This is a genomic window from Streptomyces sp. NPDC004031, from assembly GCF_053604375.1.
Genome location: NZ_JBSGHL010000025.1, coordinates 40849 through 59466, shown reverse-complemented (window position 1 = coordinate 59466; position 18618 = coordinate 40849). Strand labels below are relative to the sequence as shown.

Annotated in this window: 17 protein-coding genes; 11 read left to right on the top strand and 6 right to left on the bottom strand. The window is 73.3% G+C overall.

All coding sequences use genetic code 11. The features are described from left to right. Positions 1–5 precede the first annotated feature (5 nt). The gene (gene egtA / locus ACWERV_RS18265; protein WP_452933996.1) at positions 6–1286 is read right to left on the bottom strand and encodes an ergothioneine biosynthesis glutamate--cysteine ligase EgtA; all 1281 of its coding nucleotides are present in this window, start codon (positions 1284–1286) and stop codon (positions 6–8) included. A 661-nt stretch (positions 1287–1947) separates the two neighbouring features. On the opposite strand from egtA, the gene ACWERV_RS18260 reads away from it, so the two are divergent. The 6 genes from ACWERV_RS18260 (at position 1948) to ACWERV_RS18235 (ending at position 9873) form a co-directional block, all read left to right on the top strand. Next, the gene (locus tag ACWERV_RS18260; RefSeq protein ID WP_398185667.1) at positions 1948–2979 is read left to right on the top strand and encodes a polyprenyl synthetase family protein; all 1032 of its coding nucleotides are present in this window, start codon (positions 1948–1950) and stop codon (positions 2977–2979) included. 243 nt (positions 2980–3222) lie between these two features. Then, on the top strand, positions 3223–4527 hold the full coding sequence (locus ACWERV_RS18255; protein WP_452933994.1) for a LolA family protein: 1305 nt from the start codon (positions 3223–3225) through the stop codon (positions 4525–4527). 197 nt (positions 4528–4724) lie between these two features. Further along, positions 4725–5807: an ABC transporter ATP-binding protein gene (locus tag ACWERV_RS18250; protein WP_452933991.1), complete on the top strand. Its 1083-nt coding sequence runs from the start codon at positions 4725–4727 to the stop codon at positions 5805–5807. Beyond that, entirely contained in the window at positions 5794–6756 is a 963-nt protein-coding gene (locus tag ACWERV_RS18245) for an ABC transporter permease (RefSeq protein ID WP_452933988.1), read from the top strand. The genes ACWERV_RS18250 and ACWERV_RS18245 overlap by 14 nt, the downstream gene beginning before the upstream one ends. Before the next feature lie 248 nt (positions 6757–7004). Continuing rightward, a complete protein-coding gene (locus ACWERV_RS18240) occupies positions 7005–8153 on the top strand; it encodes a lytic polysaccharide monooxygenase (protein WP_452933986.1) in 1149 nt (382 codons plus the stop codon). Positions 8154–8415: 262 nt separating this feature from the next. Further along, entirely contained in the window at positions 8416–9873 is a 1458-nt protein-coding gene (locus tag ACWERV_RS18235) for a glycosyltransferase family 39 protein (protein ID WP_452934085.1), read from the top strand. Here ACWERV_RS18235 and ACWERV_RS18230 read toward each other — a convergent pair. Then, positions 9812–10009 carry a DUF397 domain-containing protein gene (locus ACWERV_RS18230; RefSeq protein ID WP_398185646.1) on the bottom strand — a complete coding sequence of 66 codons (198 nt, stop codon included), beginning with the start codon at positions 10007–10009 and terminating at the stop codon, positions 9812–9814. The genes ACWERV_RS18235 and ACWERV_RS18230 overlap by 62 nt on opposite strands. Further along, positions 9946–10905: a helix-turn-helix domain-containing protein gene (locus tag ACWERV_RS18225; RefSeq protein WP_452933983.1), complete on the bottom strand. Its 960-nt coding sequence runs from the start codon at positions 10903–10905 to the stop codon at positions 9946–9948. The genes ACWERV_RS18230 and ACWERV_RS18225 overlap by 64 nt, the downstream gene beginning before the upstream one ends. Positions 10906–11241: 336 nt before the next feature. Here ACWERV_RS18225 and ACWERV_RS18220 point away from each other — a divergent pair, with 336 nt between their 5' ends. The 4 genes from ACWERV_RS18220 (at position 11242) to ACWERV_RS18205 (ending at position 13635) form a co-directional block, all read left to right on the top strand. Further along, positions 11242–11661, top strand: a complete 420-nt coding sequence (locus tag ACWERV_RS18220; RefSeq protein WP_452933980.1) for a hypothetical protein — start codon at positions 11242–11244, stop codon at positions 11659–11661. Between the two features lie 110 nt (positions 11662–11771). Then, positions 11772–12287 (top strand): hypothetical protein, encoded by a 516-nt coding sequence (locus ACWERV_RS18215; protein WP_452933977.1) that lies wholly within the window; start codon positions 11772–11774, stop codon positions 12285–12287. After that, positions 12257–13147, top strand: a complete 891-nt coding sequence (locus tag ACWERV_RS18210; protein WP_452933975.1) for a protein kinase domain-containing protein — start codon at positions 12257–12259, stop codon at positions 13145–13147. Before ACWERV_RS18215 ends, ACWERV_RS18210 begins: the two co-directional genes overlap by 31 nt. Next, the gene (locus ACWERV_RS18205; RefSeq protein ID WP_452933972.1) at positions 13144–13635 is read left to right on the top strand and encodes a GNAT family N-acetyltransferase; all 492 of its coding nucleotides are present in this window, start codon (positions 13144–13146) and stop codon (positions 13633–13635) included. Before ACWERV_RS18210 ends, ACWERV_RS18205 begins: the two co-directional genes overlap by 4 nt. On the opposite strand, the gene ACWERV_RS18200 is transcribed toward ACWERV_RS18205, so the two are convergent. Together ACWERV_RS18200 and ACWERV_RS18195 are read right to left on the bottom strand one after the other, a co-directional pair. Beyond that, positions 13625–14188: a flavodoxin family protein gene (locus ACWERV_RS18200; RefSeq protein ID WP_452933970.1), complete on the bottom strand. Its 564-nt coding sequence runs from the start codon at positions 14186–14188 to the stop codon at positions 13625–13627. The two genes, ACWERV_RS18205 and ACWERV_RS18200, sit on opposite strands and share 11 nt — an antisense overlap. A 139-nt stretch (positions 14189–14327) precedes the next feature. After that, positions 14328–15536 carry an MFS transporter gene (locus ACWERV_RS18195; protein ID WP_452933968.1) on the bottom strand — a complete coding sequence of 403 codons (1209 nt, stop codon included), beginning with the start codon at positions 15534–15536 and terminating at the stop codon, positions 14328–14330. Between the two features lie 90 nt (positions 15537–15626). On the opposite strand from ACWERV_RS18195, the gene ACWERV_RS18190 reads away from it, so the two are divergent. Beyond that, positions 15627–16388, top strand: a complete 762-nt coding sequence (locus ACWERV_RS18190) for a DeoR/GlpR family DNA-binding transcription regulator (protein ID WP_452933965.1) — start codon at positions 15627–15629, stop codon at positions 16386–16388. A 79-nt stretch (positions 16389–16467) separates the two neighbouring features. On the opposite strand, the gene ACWERV_RS18185 is transcribed toward ACWERV_RS18190, so the two are convergent. Further along, positions 16468–18618, bottom strand: coding sequence for an acyltransferase family protein (locus tag ACWERV_RS18185; RefSeq protein ID WP_452933962.1), 2151 nt, complete (start codon positions 18616–18618; stop codon positions 16468–16470).

Here is an 18618-nt window from a genome sequence, read left to right as displayed (position 1 = left end):
GAAGGTCAGACGCGGGACAGCGCGTCCAACTGGTCGTGTGCGGGACATCGGCCGCGCTCGGCGTAGCGCTCGGCGAAGGCGGTCACCGCCGTGCGCAGCGCCGTGGGCGCGGCGGAGCGCACAAGGGCGCTCTCCGCTGCCGAGAAGCAGGCGCGGACGGCTTTGCCGATCTCCGGGTCGGCGGGGCCGATCCGGGCGGCGCGCCGCCAGATCTCGTCGGAGGGGAGCGGCTGTGCGGGGTCCTGGCACAGCGCTTCGGTGGCCGCGAAGGCGGCGTCGGCGGCGACGGGGTCGTCCAGCAGGGTCGCCGCGAGCGCGGTGGCGACGATCCAGTCGTCGCCGTCCTGGGCGTCGGTCATCCGCAGTTCCAGCCAGCCGCGCGGTCTGACCGGGGGGAAGAGGGTGCTGAGGTGGTAGTCGAGGTCGGCGAGCGTCGGCCGGCGCAGCCACGGGGCCCCGCCGCGCAGCCAGCCGCGGAAGGTCAGCCCCGGGGGAGCGGTCCAGTCGGCGGCGCCGCCCGCCGGGTCGGGGGCGCCCGTGTCGCGTACGCACAGCAGGCGTGCGTCCAGCGCGTAGCGGGACCAGGCGGCCCGGGGGTCGGCGTGGTGGGCGGGCTGCCGGGTGCGGCCCGGGTCCATCGCGGCCCAGTTCGCCTGCCGGGCGGAGACCCAGCCGGTGGGACGCCCGTCGCGCAGCGGCGAGTTGGCGAAGGCGGCGACCATGACCGGACCGATCCGGTGCGCCAGCTCCCAGCGCCGCCGGTAGCCCGTGATGCCGTGGTTGTCCTCGCCGCCGTCCAGGTTGACCTGGAGCGACGCCGTGCGGCGCATCATGGCCCGGCCGTGCGGGCCGTCGCGGTCGAAGAAGCGCTCCATCGCCGCGTAGCGCGGCTCGTCCAGGATCCTGGGCGGGTCGCGGTAGGGGTCGAGGCCGCGGCCGACGAGGACCAGTCCGGCACGGTCCATCGCCCGGCGGAGGGCCGCGACATCGGCGGCCATCGCCTCGACACAGGCGCTGAGCGAGTCGGCGGGCCGGGAGCTGAGCTCCACCTGTCCGCCCGGTTCGCGGGTGATCCTGCTGCCCTGCGGCATACCGCCGGGCACGTCGACCGGGGCGAGCGCGTCCCGCAGCCGGTCGGGGGTTATCAGCATGTGCGGATCGGAGCCGTCATGGACGAGCCACTCCAGCTCCACCCCGGTCCGCGCGGGCGGCCCGGTCTTGAAGCAGACGCCCTGGACGTGCGCTTCCGCTTCTTCTTCGAGCAGATCCAGCACTTCGGCTGCCATCGATCCACCTCCTCATCGGCGATTCGTGGGTGGTTCCGGCGGGATCGGATCCCGGCGGGGGCCGCCGGGATTTTTCCCGTTGGGGTCTACCCAGATGCGAGGACATGTCACATGGTGCTGCCGTGATTTTAGGTCGTTGTGTGGTCGTTGTGTGACGAGCCGGTCTTACGGGACAGTGAACGTTCGCCACGGGGTGAGTGATTCCGGCGCCCTGTGCCGCACCCGCCGAGACGGCTCGGACATTTACGGGTGAACGCCGTCATCGTGATGATATGCCGCGCCATTCCCCGCGGGCCGCGCTGTGTACCGCCGTCCGGGTGTACGCCGGCCGCGTCGCGCGGGCATACGGCCGCCTGTGCGGCGAGGCGGGCGCGGGCGGCACGGCGGGGCCGGGGCCGGGAGCGGGGCGAGCGGGCCCCGCCCGTACGGGGGTTCGGACGGGGGTTCGGGCAGGCGGGCGTACGGGTGTACGGTGCGCGGCCCGGCCCGGACCCGCGCGGTGCCCGGATAAGGCCATGCCCCGGCGGTGATCCACAGCCGACCGGCTAGGCTGCCCGTGTAAGGAAGACCAGCCGAGCACCACGTCAGCGCCAGCGGAGCCGCCCGCGAAGCGCCCCTCAGGACCGGGCCGCAAGCCAGATCAGCGACAGGAGCACCCCTCGTGAACGTCGTCGGGCCACCCTTCGGGCTGAGCGTGTGGGACGCCGCTCTCGATGCCGACCTCAGGGCCGGACTCGCGGCGGTCGAGGAGGGACTGCTCGACGCCACCAAGAGCGACGTCCCCTTCATCACGGACGCCGCCCGGCATCTGCTCCAGGCGGGTGGTAAGCGCTTCCGGCCACTCCTGGTGATGCTCGGCGCCCAGTTCGGCGACCCGCACTCGCCCGGCGTCGTGCCCGCCGCCGTCGTCGTCGAGCTGACGCACCTGGCCACGCTCTACCACGACGACGTCATGGACGAGGCCGACGCGCGCCGCGGGGTGCGCAGCGCCAACGCCCGCTGGGGCAACTCGGTGGCCGTCCTGACCGGCGACTTCCTCTTCTCCCGCGCCTCCCACATCCTCGCCGACCTCGGCCCCGAGGCGGTCCGGGTGCAGGCCGAGGCCTTCGAACGGCTCGTGACCGGCCAGATCCTGGAGACCGTCGGCCCGCGCGACGGCCGCGACCCGCTGGACCACTACATGGAGGTGCTCGCGGGCAAGACCAGCTCCCTCATGGCGGTGTCCGGACGCTTCGGCGCGATGATGTCCGGCGCCGACGAGTCGGTGGTGCACACGCTGACCCAGTTCGGCGAGCGCATCGGCATCGCCTTCCAGCTCGCCGACGACGTCCTCGACATCACCAGCGACCACCACGAGTCCGGCAAGACCCCGGGCACCGACCTGCGCGAGGGCGTTCCGACGCTGCCCGTGCTGCACGTCCGCAAGATGTACGCGCAGGCGCTCGCCACCGGCCAGCACATCTCCGCCGAGGACCGCCGGCTCAACGAACTGCTCGACGGCGACCTGTCCGCCGACGCCCCGCACGCCGAGGCCCTCGCCCTGCTGCGCGCCCACCCCGCCCTCGACCAGGCCCGCGCCGACTCCCGGCGGTACGCCGCCGAGGCGCTCGCCGCGCTCGCCCCGCTGGCGGAGGGCCCGGCGAAGCAGGCGCTGGCCGGGCTGTGCGACGCGGCGGTCGACCGCGCGAGCTGAGCCGCGGCTTCGCTGACGGGGTCTCAGGGCCGACGCGCGGTCCGGTACTCCTGGACGCGTACGCGGGAGGGCTTGCGTCATCCCGCCGATGTACGCGGAGTTGGCCCCGGGGGCTGATGTGGCGGGACGGCCGAATTGGTGGAATGGATACACACCACTTCGGGGCGGACCGGGCGACAATGGCCGGGGGAGTGGACGAGTGCGACCTGCAAAACCGCCGCTGACAACGGAGGTAGAGACGTCATGGCACTGATCCAGCCGGCTCGGCCCGAGCAGCCGGAAGAATACGGGCACGGGGGAGGGCGGCGCGGCCGCAAGGCACTGCGCTACGCCGTACCGGCCGCGCTCGTGGGGGTGACGGCGGCGACGGTGAGCCTGGTCCCCGCGCTCGCCGACAGCGGTGACCCGTCGCTGCCCAAGCTCTCGGCGGAGCAGATCCTCACCAAGATCGCCGCGTCCGACACCCGGACGGTGGACGGGACGGTGAAGTTCACCACCGACCTGGGCCTGCCCTCGGCGCTGTCCGCCACGACGGGCAGCAGCCTGTTCGGCGGGGCCGTCGCGCCGCCGTCGCTGGGCTCGCCCGACGCCTCGCGCGCCGAGCCGCAGCGCCAGTTCGTGCAGCTGCTGGTCGGCAGCCACACCCTGCACGTCTCGGCCGACGGCCCGGACCGCCAGAAGGTCTCCATCATCCAGCCCGCCGCCGAGTACAGCGTGATCCACAACGGCACGCAGGTGTGGGCGTACGACAGCTCGTCCAACGAGGCGTACCACGCGACGCTGCCCGCCCACGACGCGTCCTCGGCGCCCGCCGCGAAGGACCACCAGCTCCCCGAGGACTTCCCGGCCACCCCGCAGGCGGCCGCACGGCAGATCATCCAGGCCGCCGACGGCCAGGCCTCGATCACGACGGACGGCACGGCACGCGTCGCCGGCCACAACGCCTACGTCCTCGTCGTCCGCCCGCAGCACGCGTCCGACACCACGATCGGCGCCGCGCGCATCGCGGTCGACGCGAAGACGGGCGTGCCGCTGCGGTTCACGCTGGACGCTGCATCGGGCGGCAAGCCGATCGTCGAGATCGGCTACACCCGGGTGAGCTTCGCCAAGCCCGCCGCGAGCACCTTCGACTTCACACCGGGCAAGGGCGTCAAGGTCACGGAGGGCGGCGCCGACAAGGGCAAGGAGCAGGCGCCCGCGTTCGCCCCCGGCTCCGGCGCCCCGACGTTCGTGGGCTCGGGCTGGGACACGGTGGCCGTCTTCAAGACCAAGGACGCCCTCGCGCCCGGGTCCGCGCACAACGACTCCGCCAAGGCGTGGAAGGACGCGCAGGCCAAGAACGGCAAGCACGGCGGCAGGCCCGGCGGCCCGGCCGACGTCGGCTCGATACTGGGAGGCTTCGGCAAGCACGTGACGGGCTCCTTCGGCTCCGGCACGCTCTTCCACACCCGCCTGGTCAATGTGCTGATCACCCAGGACGGCACCATCTACGCGGGAGCGGTCACCCAGTCCGCCCTGGAGGCGGCGGCGAACTCGTCCACGGGCTGAGCCGCGCGCCTCCGGCCGGGGGGCGCGGGCAACCCCCACCGGCGGCTGGTCCGGGCACCACAGGAACGGCTCGTCCGGGCCGGTACCGGGGTGGGGGTCAGGCGGCTGGTCCGGCCACCACGACGGCAACGGCTCGTCCGGGCCGGCGCCGTCGTGCGGGGTCGGCCGAGCGACAACGAAGCGAAGCGAGGAGTGCGATGGAAGACCCGCCCACCGCGAAGGTGCCGCCGCAGGGTGAACCCGCGGTCGGCGGGCAGGCCGGCGACGAGGAGACGGCGGGCGGGGAGGAGACGGCGGGCCACCTCGCGGGACCTCCGCAGCCCCCGGCGGCGCAAGCCGCGGACGTCGTGATCGAGACCCGAGGTCTGGCCAAGCAGTACCGCGGCACCCTCGCCGTGGACGGCCTGGATCTGCGGGTGCCGCGCGGCAGCGTCTTCGGATTCCTCGGGCCCAACGGCTCGGGGAAGACGACCACGATCCGCATGCTCATGGGCCTCATCGAGCCGACCGCGGGCAGCGCGCGCGTGCTGGGGCGGCCGATGCCGCAGTCCACCCGCAGCGTGCTGCCCAAGGTCGGCGCCCTCATCGAGGGCCCCGCGCTCTACGGCTTCCTGTCCGGCCAGGACAACCTGCTGCGCCTCGACGCGGCCGACCCGACCGCCGACCCGCGCACCCGCAAGGCCCGCGTCGCCTCCGCGCTGGACCGGGTGGGCCTGACCGCGGCCGCCGGCAAGAAGGCCAAGGCCTATTCGCTGGGCATGAAGCAGCGGCTCGGCCTCGCGTCCGCCCTGCTCCAGCCGCGCGAGCTGCTGGTGCTGGACGAGCCGACCAACGGCCTCGACCCGCAGGGCATGCGCGAGATCCGCGGCCTGGTCCGCGAGCTGGCCGACGACGGTACGACGGTCTTCCTGTCCTCCCACCTGCTGGACGAGATCGAGCAGGTCTGCACGCACGCCGCGGTCATGGCCCGCGGCCGGCTCATCACCCAGGGCCCGGTCGCCGAGCTGTCCGCCGGGACCCGCGGCCGCCTCGCCGTCACCACCCCCGACCCGGCCGAGACGGTACGGGTCCTGGCCGCGTACGGGGTGACCGACGTCGTGGCCGATCCGCACACCGGCGAGGTGACGGGCGAGCTGCCCGCCGATCCGCCCGACCTGGCCGAGCTGAACGCCGCGCTGGTGGCGGCCGGCGTCCGGGTCCGCGGCTTCGGCCAGCGCCGCGCGTCGCTGGAGGACGCGTTCGTGGCACTGACGGGGGAGGGTTTCAATGTCGCAGGCTGAGACATCGACGGAGCCGGCCGGCACGGAGGGCTTGGACCCGGCCCCGGACCCGGCCCCGGAGGCCCCGGCCCCCGTGGTCGAGGCCACCGCCCCCGCCGGGCGGGCCCCGCGCGCGGTCTGGTCGCTGGGCCTCTTCCGGTCCGAGCTGCTCACCGTCTTCCGCCGGGCACGGACCATGGCGCTGCTGGGCGTGCTCGCCGGGGTCCCCCTCCTGGTGGGCATCGCCATCCGGATCGAGACCCGCGACGGCAGCTCCGTCGGGGGCAGCGAAGGCGGCGGCCCCGCCTTCCTGGAGCAGGTCAGCAACAACGGCCTCTTCCTCGCCTTCGCCTCCCTCGCCGCGACGCTCCCCTTCTTCCTCCCGATGGCCATCGGCGTGGTCGGCGGCGACGCCGTCGCGGGCGAGGCCGCCACCGGCACCCTGCGCTATCTGCTGGTCGCCCCGGCCGGGCGTACCCGCCTGCTGCTGGCCAAATACGCCTCGGTGCTGGTCTTCTGCGTGGCCGCGACGCTCACGGTCGTGCTGTCCGCCGTGATCGTCGGCTTCAGCCTCTTCCCCGTCGGTGACGTGACGCTGCTGTCCGGCAACACCGTCTCCCTGACCGACGGCGTCCTGCGCGGCCTGCTGATCGCCCTGCTGGTGGCGGCCTCCCTGATCGGCCTGGCCGCGCTGGGCCTGTTCATCTCCACCCTCACCGACAGCGGCATCGGCGCGATGGCCGCGACGGTCGGCCTGCTCATCACCGTCCAGATCGTCAACAGCATCCCCCAGCTGCACGCCGTCCAGCCCTACCTCTTCCCGCACTACTGGCTGAGCTTCGCCGACGTGATGCGCGCCCCCGTCATATGGAGCGGCATCCTGAAGAACCTGGCCCTCCAGGCCGTCTACGCGGCGGTCTTCGGCTCGGCGGCCTGGGCCCGCTTCACCACCCGCGACATCACGGCGTAGACCGGCGGCGCACGGCCCGGCGGCCCTCCCCGGGCCCGTGGCCGGGGCGCTCCGGGCTCGTCCAACGGGCAACAAACTCAGCCCTTCCGCGGATCGGGCTGTTTACATGCCCCTGATCTGCTGTTAGCTTCACGCAGTGGGAGCGCTCCCATGGGTGCTCCACATCACAGTTCTCCCCCCACTCCGCCCCTGAGGACCCGGCTGCGGTGGACCACGGCCTCGGGGACGTCGCCGGAAAGGTCACCACTGTGAACAAGAAGAGGCAGCTCTCTTTACTCGCCGTCCTGGCGACGCTGCTCTCGGCCCTCGGCATCGTCTTCCTGGCGCAGGGCCAGGCCCAGGCGCACGGCGTCGCGATGATGCCCGGTTCGAGAACGTACCTGTGCTACCAGGACGGGAAGACGGCTTCGGGCGCACTGCAGCCCACCAACCCGGCCTGTGCCGCGGCGGTCGCGCAGAGCGGCACGACGCCGCTCTACAACTGGTTCGCCGTCCTGGACTCCAACGCGGGCGGCAAGACCGTGGGTTACGTGCCGGACGGCACGATCTGCAGCGCGGGCAACAAGTCGCCGTACGACTTCTCCGCCTACAGCGCCGCCCGTGACGACTGGCCCAAGACGCACCTGACGTCCGGGTCGACGATCCAGCTCCAGTACAGCAACTGGGCGCAGCACCCGGGCACCTTCCACGTCTACCTCACCAAGCAGGGCTGGTCCCCGACCACCCCGCTGGCGTGGGCGGACATGACCGAGATCAGCACCAGCACCAACCCGCCCGCCGTCGGCTCGCCCGGCACGGACGGGGGCCACTACTACTGGGACCAGGCGCTGCCCGCGGGCCGCTCCGGCAACGCCATGCTGTTCATCCAGTGGGTCCGCTCGGACAGCAACGAGAACTTCTTCTCCTGCTCCGACATCGTCTTCGACGGTGGCAACGGCGAGGTGACGGGCATCCACAACGGCAGTGGCACCACCGGTGGTACGACGGGCGGCAGCACGACCCCGCCCACCACGCCGCCGACCACCCCGCCGACGACGCCTCCCACCACCCCGCCGACCACCCCGCCGACCTCGATGCCGCCGGTGGACGGCAACTGCATGGCGATGTACTCGGTGACGAACTCCTGGAGCGGCGGTTTCCAGGGTTCGGTCGAGGTCATGAACCACGGCACCTCACCCTCCAGTCACTGGACGGTGAACTGGACAACGGGTGACGGCACCACGATCAGCCAGTTGTGGAACGGCACCGTGACCACCAGCGGCACGAAGGTGACGGTCAAGGACGCCGGTTACAACGGCTCGATCCCGGCCGACGGCAATACGACGTTCGGCTTCACGGCGACGTCCTCGCAGGGCATCAACACCCCGAACGGCTCCATCACCTGCTCCTTCTCCTGATCGGCGCACCCACGGCGGCCCCCGGGACCCACGTCCCGGGGGCCGCCCCCTGCTCCCGTCCCCAGGCGGCTCCCCGGGGACGAAGGCGGCAGATCTTCACATACGGAATCCGGCGGGCGCTCAACGCTCCGCCGGATTCCTGCATCTGCCATACGTGCACCTTTCACCGACCGCCCTCGCCCGTGTCCGCCCGCCCGTCTGGCTGATTCCCGCGGCGGTGACGCTCGCGCTCGGGACGTGGGGGCTCTCCCGGCAGCACAGCATGTGGCGGGACGAGGCGGCGACGTGGCAGGCGGCCCAGCGCTCACCCGCCGACCTGTGCCGGATGCTGCGCTCCATCGACGTCGTGCACGGCCTCTACTACCTGCTGATGCACGAGCTGTTCGCGTGCTTCGGGGCGAACATCGTGACCCTGCGGCTGCCCTCGGTACTGGCCATGGCGGTCGCGGCCGGCTGCGTGGCCGTCCTCGGCCGGCGGCTGGCGGGCCCGCGGGCCGGCCTCGCCGCCGGGACGGTGTTCGGGCTGCTCCCGACCGTGCAGTTCTACCTCCAGGAGGGCCGCCCGTACGCGCTGGTCACCGCCGGGGCGGCGGCCGCGACGCTGCTGCTGGTGACGCTCCTCCAGGGGCGCGGCGGCCCGGCCCGCTGGGCGGCGTACGCGGCGACGGTCGCGCTCTGCGGCCTGCTGAACTGGCTCTCCCTGCTGATGCTGGCCGCCCACGCGGCGACCCTGCTGTGGACACGGCCCGGACGCGGCCCCGCGACACGCTGGGCGGCAGCCTCCGCGGCCGCGACCGCCGCCGTGCTGCCGCTCATCCTCTACAGCCGCACCCAGCAGCACCAGGTCGCCTGGATAGCCCCGCTGACCTGGTCGAAGCTGGTCGCCCCGGCGGTGCTGCTGACGCTCGGCGCCCTCGCGGCGACCGTGGTCCGCCCGCACACCGGGCGGCGGCTGTCGGCGGTGACGGTCGGTCTCCCGCTGCTGGCGGCCCCGCAGCTCGCCCTCCTGACGGTCTCCCTGGTCCACCCTCTCTACCTCGACCGCTACGTCGTCTTCAGCCTGCTGGGCCTGGCCCTGCTGATCGGCGCCGCCCTGGACACGGCGGCCCGCGCGGCCGCGCGCGGCTGGCTGGTCCCGGCGGCCGTCACCGCCCTGGCGCTGGCCCTCCTCCCGCAGTGCGTGGCCGAGCGCTCCCCGTCCAGCCGGGTGGACGACGTCCTCGCGGTCGCGGCCCACGTCCAGCGCCTGAAGTCCCCCGACTCCGCGGTCCTCTTCGTCCCGTCCTGGCGCCGCGACACCGCCTACGTCTCCCCGGACGCCTTCGCGGGCCTGCACGACATCGCCCTGTCCGAGGGCCCCCTGGAGTCCGCGACCCTGGAGGGCGTGGAAGCGCCCCCGGCCCGCATCCGCACCGCGATGCTCGCCCAGCACCGCATCCTCCTGGTGACGGACGCCGACTTCACCGCGGAGGCGAACGCGACGGCCCGCGACCGTACGAAGATGTCCGTCCTCCACTCCCACTTCACGAAGGTGGCGGACGTCAGCGTCCGCGGCCGCCGCGTGCTGGTCTTCGAGCGCACCACGAAAAGGTCCCCGGACCCCGCCCACCAGGCGGTTTCCAGGGACCTTCCCCTTGCCCTCGCTCGGACGTCCGACCTCAGCGGTCGAACTCCCCGCCCCGCGCCCCGGCGAGGAACGCACCCCACGCCTCGGCACTGAACCGCAGACTCGGCCCGGCCTGGTCCTTGCTGTCCCGAACAGCCCGGCCCCCGCCCGCCGTGGCGGCGACCTCTACACAGTTTCCTTCTTGCCCGGAGTAGGAGGACTTGCGGTAACGGCCTTCAACGTCGTCCACTGCGCGCCTTTCTCGCCATCCCGCAGCGCGCTCCGGAGGACTTGCGCGCTGTCGTCGGGTGATAGTGCAGCCGATCGTAGTTGGTCGAAAACGTTGGTGTAGGCGGCAAGATCGGCAGGCGCTTCCAGCACGGAGGTACCGCGGACGTTCTCCATGGTCACGGCTTCGACGATGGGCTCGTCATCGAAACTGAAACTGGAGAAGGCGGAGGTCGTCCCGGCGAGGATGCCCGCCGCGAAGGGCAGCACCTGCAAGGTGACGTTCTGCCGCTCCAGCACGGCGAGGATGTGCTCCAGTTGCCGGACGTGGATTTCCGGCGTGACCAGTGGGTGCACGAAGACCGGCTCCCAGACGATGGCGGTGTAGTTCGCGGCGCCGGGCGCGATCTTGGCCTGCCGCGTCTCGCGCACCGCACTCAACTGCCCCACCCGCTCCGGGGTGACGAAGTTCGGACCCGCGGTGATGACGGCTTCGGCGTAGGCGGGAGTCTGCAGCAGACCCGGGACGAGGACCGGCTGCCACTCGCGGATGTACGTCGCGTCGTCCTCCAGCGAGATGTAGTCCAGGTAGTCGGGCCGTAGGTGGGCGGCGTGCTCCAGCCACCAGCCCCGCCGGTACGAGGCCCGGGACATGTCCTCCAGCTTCTTGCGGATGTCCAGGTCGGTGACGCCGAAGGCGTCGAGCATCGCGCGGATCTCGATCGGCCGGGCGGTGACGTGCCCGGTCTCTATCCGGCTGACCCGCGTCTGCGATGCGGCGATGACCTCGGCGACCTGAAGCTGTTCGAGCTTGGCAGCGAGACGGTACTCCCTGAGCGCCGCCCCGAGGCGCCCGTGCCGGTCGAGCCCTCCGTCAGGGGTCCCCGCGGGGCGACCGCCGGGGCCCCTGACGTCCACTCGTCACCTCAGCCGAGGAAGGGCACGCACATGCACGAGCAGTCCGAAGGCGACCCGAAGGCCGACGACGTCCCGCCGAGCGTGACGACGTTCTGGCCCCGGACCCCGCGCAGCCCGGAAACCCCGCGCGGCCACCACCGACGACGAACGCGGCCGCGGCCTCGCCCTCGTCGCCGCCCTCACCGGTCCCGACGGCTGGGGCGTCACCGACCGTAACGGCGTCGGCAAGCTCGTGTGGGCGTCGCTCACCGTGTGACCGTCCGCCGCTCGCCGCCCGAACTCCCGCTGGGAGCCCAGCGGGTTTGCACCATCGGCTTCTACGAGAGGATCACCGACGTGAGCACCACCAGCACGGAGCAGGCCGAACTCGGCCGGTTCCTGACGATCGCGGGCCGCAGGTTCGCGGCCGGTCAACCCGCCCCGGAGATGTTCTCCCCGGCGGTCGACGCCGCTTGGCACGAGCTTCTGGATTCGCCCGGTTACCCGGCATTCTGCGCGGAGCACGCCGGACGCAGTATCGGGCACGCACCTGGCTCGGGTGCTGGTCCTGTCTCCTGGGTTCGTGACTACGAGGCCCTGTTCGGCGTACTCCCCGAGCTCTGGTTCACCGACCGAGATGGCCGCGTGGACCGTGAAGGCGTGGCCCGTTACCGGGAGACCGGGGTGGTGGTCGCCGAGTGGGACTGCTCGCCGGTTCCCGGGGACGGCGGTGACGACGCGGTACCGGTGCCGCAGCGGGAACCGGCCGCATCGTGACCCCGTCCAGGCCTGTCGGCGGAGCGACCCGGCCCAGTGCTGGGGCGCTCCGCCTCCTCGCTCCCCGCACCAGCACCCCTGCGCCGTACCTCGCCACGTATCTGCGTGACGTGACCGCCCACTGCCCCTACCTGGGACCGTCCCTCGAACGGGGCCACACCAGTTGGACCCTGTACGAGGCCGTCGGCGGTGTCGAGGACGTCGAGGCCGAGATCTTTTACGCTGCGGTCCAGGCCGCCGAGCGAGTGCGGTCGTCAATGCCCCGACGGCGCGGCGCCTTCGTGTGCGAGAACGTTGCGGTCCTGCACGCGGGAGGGGAGGCGCTGCAGTGGCCGCACTGGGCCCTGAAGCACCTCTACGCTCCTGTGGGGCTCATGGTCGGCAAGTTCGCTGCAGGTGAGGAGCGTGCCGACCGCAGCGGACGCCCCGTTCCGCCTCCGCCGTTGTCGTTTCTGCCGGTGCGGGTTGCCGTCAGGTCACGTGACGGGCGGTTTCTGCGTGCCACGCCGGAGCTGGCGGCTGCCGTGGAGGCGGCCGTCGACGACGGGCATGACGTTCTCGGCGAGATCGGGCACGACTGGAAGGACGTCAAGGCATGGGCGCAACAGCTCCTCCCGAGGCGGTAACCGCGCTGGAGCCGCGGGTGGGACCGGGGGCCGAGTGCGTTCTGCTCAGCGACCGGCGGGGTTCGCGCGCGTGGAAGGTCACCGGCGAGTGGGCCACCGTCGTACTGAAGGCCAACAGCCCCGAGGCCGGGCAGGAGCGGGACAAGGCCGCGGAGATCTACCAGGAGGACCGGCACCTCCGGGCCCTCACCGCTGCCGAGGCGATCGATCCCGGCTACCGGGTGGACGCCGGTGGGTGGGACGGCGGCCACTGGCTGGCGGTCGACTGGCTCGCCGGTGAGCCGCTGTGGCACGCGTTCGCGCAGGCGCGCGGCCCGGAGGGCGACCGGCCCGCGGCGCGTCGGTGGCTGCTGACCGTTACCCGGACCTGGGCGGCGCGGCTCGCACGCATGCACGCCGCCGGCTGGACGCACGCCGACGTGCAGCCCACGAACACCGTCGTCACCCCGGAGGGCCGCGCCGACTTTTTCGACTTCGCCCTCTCCTGCGGGCCGGACACGGCGGACCGGCTTCCGTACCGGGGCGCGCTCACCCACACGACGGCCCCGGAGATTGCCGACGCGCTGCTCACCACGTCCGCCGACACGCACGTCCAGGTCCGGCCCCCGGCGGACGTCTGGGGCCTGGGCGCGTCCCTCTTCTGGTGCTGGACCGGGCGCCGCCCCGTCCCGTACGCCGACGAGGCTTCGCGGCCGGACAAGCTGCGCGCCATTGCCGCCGGAGAACGCGCCGACCTCGCGGCCGTCCGGCCGTGGCCCTTCCCGGCCTTCGAGGAGGTCATCGCGGCGTGCCTGACACCGTCCGCCGCCGAAAGGCCCGGAGCGGCCGAGCTGGCCCAGGCCCTGGACGCCGTCCGATGATCACCCTTCGCGAGCTGGCCGACGCCGACGCCCCTGCGGTCCTGCGGATCTACAGCGGTGCGTCGCTCACCTACACCCGGGGCCGTCCTCTGACCGAGCAGGAGTCCGCCGCCTATGTCGCCGACGCCGCCGCCCAGGCCCGCACGGTTCCCCGCGAACGCTGGCGCTTCGGCATCGAGGCGGCCCGTGGCGACCTGGTCGGACTGATCGGTCTGCGGGAGCGTGACACCGGGCACGCCACCGTGAGCTACATCCTGCGCGAGGACGTCTGGGGCTGCGGATACGGGACCGAAGCCGTCCGGCGGCTCGTCGCGTACGCCTTCGCGCACACCCCTCTGGTCCGGCTGTCCGCGCGGCACCACCCCGACAACCCCGCCTCCGGCCGGGTGCTGCTCAAGGCGGGCTTCGTCCGCAGTCCCGCGGACGGGGGGCCGGACGGGTGGCTCGGCTACGGGATCCGCCGGGACAGCCGCGGCCTCACCCCGTGAAGAACCTCTTCGCCCGCAGGGCCGCGGCCTCGTCCGTGGTGACCTGGCCGGGGCGGGTGGCGCTGGCCAGGAGGGTGCCGTGGAAGGGCATGCGCATGTAGGCGGCGGTTTTCTGCAGGGTGCCGACCAGCGGGTCGGCGTCGGAGTGGTCGGTGCCGGCGAGGGCGGTGATGCCCCAGAGGTGGCGGCCGGCCATGCGGGAGCGGAAGTCGAGGCCGGGGACGCGGAGCCAGCCGGACCAGTGGTCCAGGTACTGCTTCGTCGGCGTCGAGAGGGAGTACCAGTACAGGGGGGAGGCGATGACCAGGTCCGTCGCGTCGAGGGTCGCGTCCAGCAGGGTGCGGGCGTTGCCGGTGGGCTCGGGGTAGGAGCCGTCGCCGGAGTGGCGGACGTCGGTGAACGCCGGGAGCGGCAGCTCCGCCAGCCGTACCCAGTGCTGCTCGACGTCGGAGGGCAGCGCGGCCGCCGCCTGCTGGGCGAGCGTCTCGGTGTTGCCGCCCGCGCGGGTGCTGCCGAGGAGGAAGAGGAAGCGTCGGCCCGTAGAGTCATGCATATGCATATATTGCGTCCGCGCATTACTGGCGTCAATCGGACCGGGCGGGATCCGCGTCACATCCGCCGGCGGCGGATACCCGTGCGGCCCGGGGTCAGGACCGGGCCGCACGGGTGGTCGGGGGAGCCGCTGGGCGGGCTCAGGAGCGGGAGGGCTCCAGCTCCTGGGCGGTGTGGTCCGGCTGTCCGGTGCGCAGCACCCCCGCTGCTGCCGCCGTCACCGCGCACAGCAGCGTGAGCAGCAGGAACGTGTGGTTCAGCGCGGTCAGGTGGGTCAGCCAGCCGATGACGGCGGGGCCCGCGAGCATGCCGAGGTAGCCCAGGCCCGCGACGCGCGAGACGTTGGCGCCCGCTGCGGCGGGGTCGGCGTGCCCGGCGGCGCTGAAGAGCTGCGGGACGCACCCCGACAGGCCCAGGCCGAACAGCGCCCAGCCCACGAAGGCCGCCCACGTCCACGGGGTGAGGGCGACGACGGTGATCCCGACCGCGGCCAGCACGGAGCCGTACCGCAGGATCGCCAGGGAGCCGAAGCGGGCGGAGACGCGGTCGGCGAGCAGCCGGCCCACCGTCATCGCCGCGGCGAAGGTGCCGTAGCCGAAGGCCGCGGTGCTGGTCGGGGCGCCGAGGACGTCCTTGAGGTGCAGCGCGCTCCAGTCGTTCGCGGCGCCCTCGCACAGCATCGTCATGAAGGCGAGCCCGGCGAGGATGCGGATGTACCGCGAGCCGCCCTTCCGCTTGGCCTGCGGCGCCGCGGCCTCCGCCGCCTCCGCGGCCTCTTCCGCCGCGACGGCTCCCGACGGCAGCAGCAGGGGCGCCGCGGCCAGTGCGATCAGCACGCCCACCGCGCCCGACACCGAGAGCACCCAGGCCGTACCCAGGCCCGCGGCCGACGCGCCCGCGGCGACGAGTGAGGCCAGCACGCCGCCCACCGAGAAGGTCGCGTGGAAGGCCGACATGACCGGCCGCGCGTACGCCTTCTCCACATGCACCGCGTGCGCGTTCATGCTCACGTCCAGGCATCCGTTGCAGAAGCCGAAGACCAGCAGTGCCCCGGCGAGCGTCCACGGGCTGTGCGACAGTCCCGGCAGGGCGAGCGCCGCGCCGCACAGCACGCCCGAGGCGGGGACGACGACGCGCGTGCCGAGCCGGTCGGCGAGCGGCCCGGCCACCCGCATGCCGAGGAACGCGCCGAGGCCCAGCAGCACCAGCAGTCCGCCGAGGGTGGCGTGGCTGATGCCCACGCGGTCCTCGACGGCGGGGATGTGCACGACCCAGATGCCCATGAGGGTGCCGTCGAGCACGAAGTAGACGAAGGTCGCCACGCGGGCGGCCCGGAGAGCGCGGTCCATGCCCGCCACCATAACGAACATCCCGGATGTGCGAAACAGTCGCCATCGAACAGCTTGTCTGTTCACTCGCCGCTGGTGTTCAATCACCGTATGAGCAACACCGACCGTCACGGGCTGATCGCCCAGGCCGTACGGGACGCGGGCAGCGCCACGGTGCAGGCGCTCGCCGCGCTGACCGGCGCCTCGGAGATGACCATCCGGCGCGACCTCGACGCGCTCGCCGCGCAGGGCGTCCTCGAACGCGTCCGCGGCGGCGCCCGCACCCTGCTGCTCAGGGGCGACGAACCGCCCTTCGCGCTGCGCGCGCACGAGGCGGTGGAGTCCAAGCAGCGGATCGCCGCCGAGGTGGACGCGCTGATCGCGGACGGCGAGAGCGTCCTGCTCGACAGCGGCACCACCTGCCTGGAGGTCGCCCGGCTGCTGCGCGGGCGGCCCGTCACCGTGATGCCGCTGTCCCTCCAGGCCGTCCACCTGCTCAGCGACGCGCCCGGCCCCACCACGCTGATGGTGCCCGGCGGCAAGCCGCGCGCCGCCGAGGGCGCCCTCACCGGCCCGCTCACCCTCGCCTCGCTCGCCGCCCTGCGCTTCGACACCGCCGTCCTGGGCTGCTGCGGCCTCAGCGCCGCCGAGGGCCTGACCGCCTACGACCTGGACGAGGCCGCGGTGAAGAAGGCGGCCGTCACCTCCAGCCGCCGCGTCGTCCTCGCCACCGACGGCAGCAAGTTCGGCCGCACCGCCTACGCGTACGTCGGCCCGACGAGCCTCCTGCACACCCTCGTCACCGACGGCACCGCCCCGGACGACGAACTGGCCGCCCTCGAAGCCGCGGGCACCGCCGTCCGCACGGTGTGACGGCTCACGCGCTGACGGTTCACACAGATACGGCTCACACAGACACGACTCACGTGCTGACGGCTTACACAGACACGGCTCACGCGGGCAGCAGCTCCGCCAGACGCGCGCCCAGCACCGGGGCCAGCGCCGACGCGAAGCCCTCCGCGATGTGGCTGTCGTCCCGGTAGACCAGCGTGTTCCCGGCCAGCACCGGGCAGGTCCCGTCCGGCGCGCACAGCCACGGCGCCGGGTCGATCACCGTCGCCCCGGTGGCACGGGCGGCAGCCGCCAGCTCGCGGTGCCGCGCCGGGTCGTGCACCGCGTCCGGCAGGTGGTTCGCGCACCGCCCCAGCGCCAGCGGGTGCTCCGCCGCGCAGTCCACCGCGTCCACGGTCGGCCAGGGCGTGTCCTGGAGCGCGACCACCCGCGCCCCGGAGGAGCCCAGCCGGGTGAAGGTGTCCCGGAAACCGGCCGTCCACTGCTGCTCGGGGTCGCCCGCGGGACGCGCCAGGTCGCCCGCGTCCGACGACGACACGATCACCAGGTCGGGGTGCGACGCGACGATCCGGGCGACCGCCCGCGACCGCCAGGTGTCGCAGCTCGCGTACGGCCCGCCGCCGTTGACGATGGAGACCGCGGGGACCTTGCAGGAGGCCTTCGTGAGGGAGATCAGCTTCCAGTGCCGCTCGCCCGCGAGCCGTTCCAGCGCCGGGAACCACTGCGCCGCGTGGGAATCGCCGAAGAGGACGACCTCGGTGTCGGAGCGCGGGTCGCCGTAGACGCAGTCCGGCACCTTCGTGCTCGCGTAGCCCACGTGGCAGCCGTCCCGGTACACGGCGGACCGCACCTTCTTGATGTCGCCCAGCGCGGGCGCGAGGTTGCTCGGCAGCTTCCCGGGGGAGGCGGCCAGCAACTGCGTGAGCCGCAGCCCCGGGTCCGCCGCCGCCGTGATCTCCCGGGCCAGGCCGGGCGCGGGCCTGCCGGAGTCGATGGCCGGCGGGAAGAGCGACGCGGTGAGCGCCACCACCGCGGCCCCCGCCGACAGGCCGCCGCCCAGCCGCAGCGCCCGCCAGGGCCGGCCCCGGAAGGCGGCGTGGAAGCGCACCGGATTCTCCACCAGCCGCAGCGTCAGCCAGGCGAGCCCCAGTGCGGTGGCGGCCAGTACCAGCGCGAGCCGCGGCCCCGCGGGGCGGCCGAGTGCCACCGGCCCGATCACCAGCAGCGGCCAGTGCCACAGATACCAGCCGTACGACAGCCCGCCGACCCATACGGCCGGCCGCCGCGCGAGCAGCAGCTCGGGCCCGTACGCCGACCGTACGCACCCGCCCCCCACCACCGCGGCCGCGCCCAGCACCGGGAGCAGCGCGTACGTCCCGGGGAAGGGCGTCGCGTCGTCGTAGCGCAGCGCGGCGAGCAGGACGCAGCCCAGACCCGCCCAGGCCGCTGCCGCAGCGAGCGGCTCGGGCAGCTTCCCCAGCCACCTGGACCCCAGCGCGAGCAGCGCCCCCGCCCCCAGCTCCCAGAAGCGGGCCTGCGAGCCGAAGTAGGCCCAGGACGGCGAGTCGGCGGTCAGCCGCAGATTCACCCAGAAGGACCCCAGGCACACCGCGCCGAGCACCACCGCGGCGCACAGCACCGGACGGCCCAGCCGCCGCCCCGCCCACCAGGCGAGCGCGAGCAGCAGCGGCCACACCACGTAGAACTGCTCCTCCACCGCGAGCGACCAGAAGTGCTGGAAGGGCGACGGGGGGCTGTCCGCGTTGAGGTAGTCCGTGCCGGAGGCGGCGAGCCGGAGGTTCACCGCGTAGAGGGCGCTGCCCACCGCGTCGCCCGCGTATGCGGTGAAGCGGATCTTCGACAGGTAGAGCCGCGATCCGACGAGCGTGGCCAGGACGACGAGCGTCGCGGCCGGCAGCAGCCGCAGTGCGCGCCGGGCGTAGAAGCCGCCCATCGGTATGCGGCCGCTGTCGCGTAACTGCCGTATCAGGAGGGAGGTGATGAGGAAGCCGGAGATGACGAAGAAGACGTCGACCCCGACGTAGCCCCCGGCAACCGCGCCCACCCCGCAGTGCGCGAGCACCACGAGCGTGACGGCCACCGCCCGCAGCCCCTGGATGTCGCGCCGGAGCCCGTGGGCCGGTGCCCGCTCCGCTCCCGCCCGGGGTGGCGGGACAGCCGCCACGGCCGGCAGCGGTTCGGGCAGGGCCGGCGGCCCCGACGGGCTGTGGCCGCGGGAGGAAAGGTTCAC

Coding starts and splice junctions, on each gene's coding strand:
- egtA (WP_452933996.1), bottom strand. CDS start 1,286: ATGGCAGCCGAAGTGCTGGATCTGCTCGAAGAAGAAGCGGAAGCGCAC.
- ACWERV_RS18255 (WP_452933994.1), top strand. CDS start 3,223: ATGGCACTGATCCAGCCGGCTCGGCCCGAGCAGCCGGAAGAATACGGG.
- ACWERV_RS18250 (WP_452933991.1), top strand. CDS start 4,725: ATGGAAGACCCGCCCACCGCGAAGGTGCCGCCGCAGGGTGAACCCGCG.
- ACWERV_RS18245 (WP_452933988.1), top strand. CDS start 5,794: ATGTCGCAGGCTGAGACATCGACGGAGCCGGCCGGCACGGAGGGCTTG.
- ACWERV_RS18235 (WP_452934085.1), top strand. CDS start 8,416: ATGTGGCGGGACGAGGCGGCGACGTGGCAGGCGGCCCAGCGCTCACCC.
- ACWERV_RS18210 (WP_452933975.1), top strand. CDS start 12,257: ATGGGCGCAACAGCTCCTCCCGAGGCGGTAACCGCGCTGGAGCCGCGG.
- ACWERV_RS18205 (WP_452933972.1), top strand. CDS start 13,144: ATGATCACCCTTCGCGAGCTGGCCGACGCCGACGCCCCTGCGGTCCTG.
- ACWERV_RS18200 (WP_452933970.1), bottom strand. CDS start 14,188: ATGCATGACTCTACGGGCCGACGCTTCCTCTTCCTCCTCGGCAGCACC.
- ACWERV_RS18195 (WP_452933968.1), bottom strand. CDS start 15,536: ATGGACCGCGCTCTCCGGGCCGCCCGCGTGGCGACCTTCGTCTACTTC.
- ACWERV_RS18190 (WP_452933965.1), top strand. CDS start 15,627: ATGAGCAACACCGACCGTCACGGGCTGATCGCCCAGGCCGTACGGGAC.